At 35.5% G+C, this 8,287-nt stretch carries 9 protein-coding genes and 1 pseudogene; 7 read left to right on the top strand and 3 right to left on the bottom strand.

Annotated elements, in window-relative coordinates; all coding sequences use genetic code 11:
* Nucleotides 1-84, bottom strand: a pseudogene (locus AB8P06_RS03340) (30S ribosomal protein S12); the annotation flags it as partial.
* 108 nt (nucleotides 85-192) lie between these two features.
* Nucleotides 193-1,785 carry a DUF8728 domain-containing protein gene (locus tag AB8P06_RS03335; protein WP_369837840.1) on the bottom strand — a complete coding sequence of 531 codons (1,593 nt, stop codon included), beginning with the start codon at nucleotides 1,783-1,785 and terminating at the stop codon, nucleotides 193-195.
* A gap of 104 nt (nucleotides 1,786-1,889) precedes the next feature.
* On the opposite strand from AB8P06_RS03335, the gene AB8P06_RS03330 reads away from it, so the two are divergent.
* The 7 genes from AB8P06_RS03330 to AB8P06_RS03300 all read left to right on the top strand — a co-directional run bounded on the left by AB8P06_RS03330 (nucleotide 1,890) and on the right by AB8P06_RS03300 (nucleotide 7,703).
* Nucleotides 1,890-2,366 carry a Dps family protein gene (locus AB8P06_RS03330; protein WP_007839552.1) on the top strand — a complete coding sequence of 159 codons (477 nt, stop codon included), beginning with the start codon at nucleotides 1,890-1,892 and terminating at the stop codon, nucleotides 2,364-2,366.
* A 90-nt stretch (nucleotides 2,367-2,456) separates the two neighbouring features.
* A complete protein-coding gene (gene pncB / locus AB8P06_RS03325; RefSeq protein ID WP_369837837.1) occupies nucleotides 2,457-3,635 on the top strand; it encodes a nicotinate phosphoribosyltransferase in 1,179 nt (392 codons plus the stop codon).
* Nucleotides 3,636-3,639: 4 nt separating this feature from the next.
* Nucleotides 3,640-4,110: a YciI family protein gene (locus tag AB8P06_RS03320; protein WP_369837834.1), complete on the top strand. Its 471-nt coding sequence runs from the start codon at nucleotides 3,640-3,642 to the stop codon at nucleotides 4,108-4,110.
* A complete protein-coding gene (locus AB8P06_RS03315; RefSeq protein WP_369837832.1) occupies nucleotides 4,111-4,707 on the top strand; it encodes a hypothetical protein in 597 nt (198 codons plus the stop codon).
* A 129-nt stretch (nucleotides 4,708-4,836) separates the two neighbouring features.
* Nucleotides 4,837-5,091, top strand: a complete 255-nt coding sequence (locus AB8P06_RS03310) for a hypothetical protein (protein WP_369837829.1) — start codon at nucleotides 4,837-4,839, stop codon at nucleotides 5,089-5,091.
* A 235-nt stretch (nucleotides 5,092-5,326) separates the two neighbouring features.
* Nucleotides 5,327-6,835: a DNA recombination protein RmuC gene (locus tag AB8P06_RS03305; protein ID WP_369837826.1), complete on the top strand. Its 1,509-nt coding sequence runs from the start codon at nucleotides 5,327-5,329 to the stop codon at nucleotides 6,833-6,835.
* 97 nt (nucleotides 6,836-6,932) lie between these two features.
* The gene (locus tag AB8P06_RS03300) at nucleotides 6,933-7,703 is read left to right on the top strand and encodes a TrmH family RNA methyltransferase (RefSeq protein ID WP_369837823.1); all 771 of its coding nucleotides are present in this window, start codon (nucleotides 6,933-6,935) and stop codon (nucleotides 7,701-7,703) included.
* Between the two features lie 80 nt (nucleotides 7,704-7,783).
* On the opposite strand, the gene AB8P06_RS03295 is transcribed toward AB8P06_RS03300, so the two are convergent.
* Complete coding sequence (locus tag AB8P06_RS03295) at nucleotides 7,784-8,125, bottom strand: hypothetical protein (RefSeq protein WP_007839582.1); 342 nt, start codon at nucleotides 8,123-8,125, stop codon at nucleotides 7,784-7,786.
* Nucleotides 8,126-8,287 lie beyond the last annotated feature (162 nt).

Below are 8,287 nucleotides of genomic sequence, written 5' to 3'. Positions count from 1 at the left end.
TGGACAAGAATCAAGGGCAGCCGATTTGCTCTTCTTGGCAAGCGTGGCTCTTCCTTTTCTTACTAATTGTTGAATAGTAGGCATTTAATTGCTTTTTATTTTAGGCTGCAAATTTAATAATAATTTTTTAATTGACAAGTAGCTATATGTAATTTATCTTTTTTATTAAAAATTAATTAACAGATACTTAGCCTAATCAAGGATCATCACCTTTACATTTTTATTCCAGTTAAAATCTTTAATATTTTGTTTTAGCAATTGAATATCCTGTCCATCTATAGAATAAATCGATACTTCATCTCTGGCAACCATCGTTTTATTCCGGATTTTTAAAACGGCTGCTTTTTTCCAGGTTTTCGGAACGTGACCCTGAAGCCATTCTTCATATACGACGGCTATTTTATATTGATTGGTTTTTCCATATTGTGTCAGAAAGTCTTCAAATCTTTTATCAAACACTCCTTTGTTCTCATTAAAAGGAATCGTTTCCCTGGAACCAAGTCCGGCAATATCCAATAAATGAATATCCGTATAATAAGTAATGGCTCCAATATCATTGGCTACTACCTTTGAGGTATTGTAGTAGGTATGCAAAAACTTAGCAGACTGGATCTGCTGTTCATAAATGTTTTTCCCGCCGTTCATAAGCATCCGGTGTGAAATCCAGCATTTATAGATCAGTAACACCACATTCATTATGATGAGGAAAGTGACCAGCCTTTCTTTTTTAATATAATTTTTAAAATCAGTAAAAAACGGACTGACCTTAGAAATAAGCACCATTGAAAATCCTGTGAGAATATAAGCCTCATATCTGAACAGCCCTTTCAGATCTGCAAACATCGAATGACAGATCATGAGTAGTGAAAACACAATTAAAAGAAAATTCTTCCGGATTGTTTCTGTAAAACTATTATTCTTCCCCTCTCTATATATAAGAATAGCAGCCAGTACTACCGGGAAAAAGCCGATCTTATAAAAGCTTGGATTTAATAAAAAATTATCCAGGAAAATATTTTTAAGCTGAAAAAGCACATTGGAATCAAAACTTAGCTTTGTACCTTTCACAACCACCGAATTCGGAAAAAGGTAACCATCCTGAAGGTAATTGAAATAACAAAAAATAATAATCGGGATAAAACCTGCCAGCAAAACACCTAAAGCTTCTTTCCATTTTTTGATCAATAAAAAAACAAAGGCCAGGATTACAAAGTAAAACATACTTTCAAAACGGACCAATCCCATTAATAATAAGCTGCCATAAAATCCGGCAACGTAATATTTATTTTTATCCCATCGGGAGAAGCAGAGAATATTAGTTACAAAAAGGAAAACCTGGAAAACATGTTCCATTCCCGATAAAACCTGAACATATAAAACGGTAAAAAAAACGGTAAAAAGTACAGCCAGTACAATATTTTTCCATTCTTTAAAAATATATGAATAATATTTACTGAGTAAAAAAACGGTTCCAATTCCGAAAAAGATGTTAAAATAAAGCGGCAGCTGATCGTTATTGCCAAAAACCCGTATCAGAATACTGATGAGAAAGGTAAAAAGCGGCGATGAAGAAGTGGAAGAAAATTCATACGGCGTAACTCCCCATACAGAATGCAATGCAAAATTTTTAGCCATTGCCAGATGAATATAGGCATCATCCAGTGTATATATATAATGTCCGTCAGTTTTAGACACACTGGCAAAATAGTAGCAAAAGCTTACAAGACCTGTTACCAGCAATGATATCCAAAAACCCGTTATTTTACTATTCCGGAAAAACTCCATATTTACAATACATTATAAAAATACCAAAGATAAGTATCATCAATCACGATCCCAATGATTTCGGTACAATATTTCCTACATTTGTTAGTATAAAAAATAAACGTATGAAAAATGCCAGTATTATCGGTCTTAAGGAAGCCGACTGTAAAAACATTTCGGAAAAATTAAATACACTTTTAGCCAACTATTCGATATTTTATCAGAATACAAGAGGCTCACACTGGAACATCAAAGGAGACCAGTTTTTTACCCTTCATCCAAAATTTGAAGAACTTTACAATAGTCTTGTTCTGAAAATCGATGAGATCGCTGAAAGAATATTGACATTGGGCGCAACACCGGCTCATAATTATTCCGATTACCTGAAAGTAGCTACCATTAAAGAAAGCAAGGAAGTAACTGACGGGACAAAAAGTGTAGAAAATATCTTAAGTTCATTTAAAGTTGTGATAGACCTGCAAAGAGAGCTTTTAGACATCACGGATAAAGCGGGAGATGAAGGTACAAATTCTCAAATGAGCGATTATATCACGGAACAGGAAAAAGAAGTCTGGATGTACAACTCTTATTTAGGGAAGTAAGCATAAAAAATCAACGAAATATTTCAAAAATCGTCTTACATTTAGACGATTTTTATTTTTAATTACTAAATTTGCGTTAAAATTACACATATGCACGACGTTCGATTAAATTCCATTATCGATAATGATTTCTACAAAATAACCATGCAAAATGCTGTGGTGAAATTATTTCCAAGTTCCATTGTAAAATACGAATTCATCAATAGGGGGAAGCATCATTTTCCGGAAGGTTTTGATGCTGCATTAAGAGAAGCTGTCACTAAAATGGCTGAGCTCAAATTAACAAAAGATGAAAAAAAATTCCTGGCAAAAACATGTCCTTACCTTGATCTTCCTTATTTAGACTTTCTTGAAGGCTATCATTATGACCCGTCGGAAGTAAAAATCCATCAGGAAGGAGGTGACCTTTCCGTAATCGTTGAAGGGCTTTGGTACAGAACAATTCTATGGGAAGTTCCTTTATTGTCTTTAATCAGTGAGCTTCATTATGAAATGAACCATATGGAAAGGGATTCCAATGAGGTAGTGATGAGTAAAACAGTGGAAAAAGCAGATTCTTTAGGCAGGCTGGGCGTGAATTTTGCCGAGTTTGGAACAAGAAGAAGACACTCTTATAAAGTTCAGAACCTGGTGATGGAAGCTTTAACGCAAAAGAAAGATTCCACTTTTATCGGAAGCTCAAATGTACATTTCGCAATGAAATATAATGTGAAACCAATCGGAACACACGCCCATGAATGGTTTATGTTCCACGCCGCGGAATATGGTTTCAAAATGGCCAATGAACTGGCTCTTGAACATTGGGTGGATGTGTACAGAGGAGATCTGGGAGTCGCTCTTTCCGATACATATACTACAGATGTTTTCTTCCAGCAGTTTGATAAGAAATTCGCAAAACTTTTTGACGGCGTACGTCATGACAGTGGAGATCCGCTTGAATTTGCAGATAAAACCATCGCTCATTACCAGAAAAACGGAATCAACCCTTTATTTAAATATATCATTTTCTCCGATGCTCTGAATCTTGAAAAGGTAGAAGAAATTACCAACTACTGCAGAGGAAAAATCGGAATCTCTTTCGGAATAGGAACCAATCTTACGAACGATGTAGGCTTAAAACCTATGAATATCGTGATGAAATTAATCGGTGTACAGGCACCCAACAAAGAATGGATCCCAACAGTAAAACTTTCAGACGAGCACGGAAAATATACCGGAGATCCGAAAATGATCGAACTGGCAAAGGAGTTTTTAAGAATTAAAGACTAATACAATGAAACTAAAAATTTTTACCCTTCTTGCTCTTCTTACCGCAACCATTTATAATGCCCAACAGAAGAAAACCGAAAAAGTAAAATTTAATCAGGAACTTGCCACGTCACTCGGCGCAGATCAATATGGAATGAAAGCATACACTATTGTAATGCTCACAACCGGATCAACAAAAATTGAGGATAAAGCTAAAATGGGGGAACTGATGAAAGGCCATATGGGAAATATTCAAAAGTTGGCTGATGAAGGGAAAATCGTTGTAGCCGGTCCTTTCCTTGAACAAAACAAAGAAAACTATCGCGGAATGTTTATCTTCAATACAAAATCCAAAGAAGAAGCCGAACAATGGGTAAAAACAGACCCTGCAGTACAGGCCGGAGTTTTCAGCTATGAAATATTTCCGTGGTACGGCTCTGCGGCGTTGCCTTTATACCTGAAGCATCATGAAGAAATTTCTAAGGAGAATCCGTAAATGGGCTTTTACAGCAAATTCTCAGAAAGCGACCTGATAGAATCTTATACTAACCAGATTGATTATCAGGGAAAAGCAAGCAAAGAAATTTTAGAAGAGATCACAAAAAGAGGCTCTCTGGAAGACTTTCATGCTAAAATTGAAACCAACCATCTTGTATTAAATGAGATCAACAGAATCATAAGAGAGATTCATCAGCATTATATGAATCAGCGATCAAAACAGGAATGTATTTCATTAATAAATTCAGATTTATTACGAAATGAAAGCATAGCATCTCTGGTAGAAATAAAATACAATCAGATACACCAGAATGTTGAAAATTTAAAAGTTGATTCAGAAACCTGGATCAAAAGCTTTATTGGAGCTGTTGTCGCTTCCATGGTGAGCACAATAACTATTTTGGTTGTTCTTTATCAATTCATTTTTTTATCTGTTTTTGCTTTTGCCTTACTTATTCCGCTTTATATAATTAATTATTGGATCATAAGGCTAATGACCGGAAAAACACGGGATAACCTGGCTGTATTTATTGCTTCATTTGTAGCAACTCTGCTCAATTGTATCTATTTTTTAATCCTTGTTTATTTTTCATAAAAATAAATTTCACTGATCATTCAACTGATCTATCATATTTTTTACTATTTTAGTTGATCAGCTTCGGACTTATACATCTCATTATAAGATCGTTATCTCTAAAACAAATCACCAAATAAAAATTAAACCATGAAAAAAACAAACCTAACCAAACTTTCAAGAAAAGATTTGAAAAATGTAATGGGTGGAGATCTGTATCCTGCCCTTGATTGCTATTCAGACAGAGAATGCAGCCGTTATGGCGAAGCTCTGATTATGTGCCCGGACGGAACATCTTCTATGACAGGCTATATGTGCATGGGTGGAACCTGTGTGATCAATACCGGATTTTGCCAGCCACCACTTATTGAAGGTCCCATTGGCCCGATTGATATACAGCCTTAAGCAGTAAAAAATATTGAGATGTATCCTCAACGAAAAATGTTTAGTTTTTTATATCATCATTAAGATGTATTAAGGCATTAAGAATAATGTAAATTATGCTAATTTTTAAGTTTAAAAAAATTAAAATTTCACAGCACCTTAATTTTCTTAATGCCTTAATACATCTTAATGGTTCAAAATTATTTTAACGGTTTCCCATAAAGCAAAACCATTTTTCTTTTTGTAATTTTGTAAGATGGAGATGACCTATTTAATTATCGGGTTTATTGCCGGAGGAATTCTTGGGGCAATAATTTTATATTTTGTCTTGAAATCATCGATGGTTTCAAGAAGTTCTTATGACGAACTGAATAATGTACATATCAGAAATAACTCAGACCTGGAAAATTCAAACCTGAAAATTCAGGAGCTGAATCAAAATATCACCAACGAAAAGGAGCAGAATCAGCAGCAATCAGACCTGTTAAATGATCTGAAAAATGAATTTGCAAAAATCTCTGCAGAGCATTCATCATTAAATACCCAGTTTCAGGAACAGAAAGAGATCAATACCAAACAGTCTACCCAGATTGAAACGCTTCTGACAGAAAAACAAAATATTTTTGCCAAGAATTCCGAACTGTCTGCTATCAATGAAAGTTTACAAAAATCTCTTGAAACCCAGAAAGAAGAGATCACCAAAATTCAGGAAAGCGCAAAGCTTCAGTTTGAAAATCTAGCCAATAAAATTTTAGAGGAAAAAACAGAGAAGTTCACAGCTCTTAATCAGAATAATCTTAAAACCATCCTTGAACCTTTTCAGGAGAAAATTTCAGATCTGAAAAACAGAGTCAATGAAGCTTATGAAAAAGAAAACAAAGAACGTTTCTCCCTTGCTGAAAAAGTAAAGGAGCTTGCAGAGCTCAACCAGCAAATCTCTGAGGATGCCAAAAAACTGACCAGAGCTTTAAAAGGTGAAAGCAAAACGCAGGGAAACTGGGGTGAAATGATTCTTGAAAGTATCCTTGAAAAATCAGGACTGGTAAAAGGCCGGGAATATTTTCTTGAACATGAGCTTCGTGATGAAGACAATAAAGCTTTATTCTCAGAATTCTCAGGAAAGAAAATGCGCCCCGATGCCGTTGTAAAATATCCGGATGAAAGAAATGTGATCATCGATTCTAAAGTTTCATTAACTGCTTTTACAGAACTGGTAGATGAAACTGATCAGGACATTTATATCATTAAATTAAATCAGCATCTGTCATCCATAAAAAACCACATCACTCAGCTGAGCCAGAAAGCTTATGACGATTACGGAAAGTCTCTTGATTTTGTTATGATGTTTATTCCAAGCGAGCCTGCCTATATTGCAGCAATGCAGGCTGATCAGAATCTTTGGAATTATGCTTATGAACGAAGAGTTCTTTTATTAAATCCAAGCAATCTGATTACTTCCCTGAAACTGATTGCCGATCTCTGGAAACGTGAATACCAGAACCGGAATTCTATGGAGATTGCAGACAGAGGTGCCAAGCTTTATGATAAGTTCGTCGGTTTTGTAGAAAACCTGGAAAAGGTTGGAAAGAACCTCGACCAGGCGAAAAATGTTTATAATGATGCCTATAAACAATTATCTACAGGAAATGATAACCTCGTAACTCAGACTCAAAAACTGAAATCTTTAGGAATTAAAAATAAAAAAGATCTTCCACAGAGCTTAATTGACAATTCACAGATCTATCTGGATCTTTCGGAGGAATAAAATGATATCTAATTAAAAAGCTGCCCCGGCCGATGGCCGGGGCAGCTTTTTCGTAAAAGTAAAGAAACCTAATCATAATTTTGCATAATTTTGCGGAATGCTAATAGAAAGTTTTCAAAACGAAAAAATAAAGAATATTACCAAACTCCTTACAGATAACAGATTCCGTAAAAAATCAAATGTTTTTGTAGTAGAGGGGCAGCAGGAAAATGAAAGGGCTCAGCAATATGATTTTGAGCCTGTAGAATTTTATATCTGCGAAAGTATTTTCAGCGGACCTCTCCCACAACAGGGCAAGATACACCATGTAAGCGAGAAAGTATATGAAAAGATTGCTTACCGCGGAACTTCTGAAGGAATTATCGGCGTCTATAAAACGAAGGAAGCAGAGCTTTCCTCATTCAAGCCAAAAGCCAATTCAACGGTAATTATTGTTGAAGGTGTTGAAAAGCCCGGAAATCTGGGGGCAATTTTAAGGAGCTGTGAGGCATTTGGAATCGATGCACTGATTGTAACTGATGCAAAGGCTGATTTTTATAATCCCAATGTTATCCGTTCAAGCGTGGGCTGCCTTTTCGGAATGGAAGTATTTCAGGCAGAGAATGCCGAAACATTAGATTTTTTACAGAAAAACCAGTTCCAGATTTATACTACGATTATGGATGCAGATGCCGAAGATCTTTATACAAGGAACCTGACTGAAAAATCAGCTGTTTTATTCGGAACGGAACATTCGGGTTTAAGTGAGTTCTGGATAGGAAAAGGAAAGAATACCCTGATCCCTATGTCCGGAAGTATTGATTCATTAAATCTGAGCAACGCAGTAGCGATTACATGTTATGAGTCTTTAAGACAAAAGAAGTCTTAGATATAGTAAAAAAAATAGGCAATAAAAAAACCGCTTCACTGGGTGAAACGGTTCTTTTATTTTTTAAGCTTAAGCTAAAATTATTTCTTAGCAGCTTCTTTAGTTGCATCTTTAGCAGCATCAGCAGCTCCTTTAGCAGCATCAGCAGCACCTTTAGCAGCGTCAGCAGCACCTTCAGTTGCAGTTTTAGCAGCATCAGCTCCAGCAGCAGTAGTAGCAGCAGCAGCATCTTTAGTAGCGTCAACAGCAGTAGTAGCAGCTGAATCGATTACTTTAGCAGCAGAATCAGTTACAGAAGCAGCTGAATCAGTAGTAGCAGCAGCAGCTGAATCAGCTCCACCTTCAGTAGCAGTAGCTTCAGTTTTTTTACAAGCAACTAGAGAGATTGCAGCGATAGCAGCTACGAATAATGACTTTTTCATAATAAATTAAATTTAATTTTGTTAATATTGTTTTTTAAACTTTTCTTTTTGTTCTGTTATTTGAACAAGACAAAGGTAGAGCAGATAAGAAATTTGTTTATGAAAAATAATTGTAATACCTTTGTAAAACAGTATTTACAAATAAATACAACTGTAAATCAA

It is taken from the genome of Chryseobacterium tongliaonense, assembly GCF_041224435.1.
In the GTDB taxonomy this organism is placed as follows: domain Bacteria; phylum Bacteroidota; class Bacteroidia; order Flavobacteriales; family Weeksellaceae; genus Chryseobacterium; species Chryseobacterium tongliaoense.
Note: the sequence above shows the minus strand (reverse complement) of the source record. Positions and strands in the feature narration are given on the sequence as shown.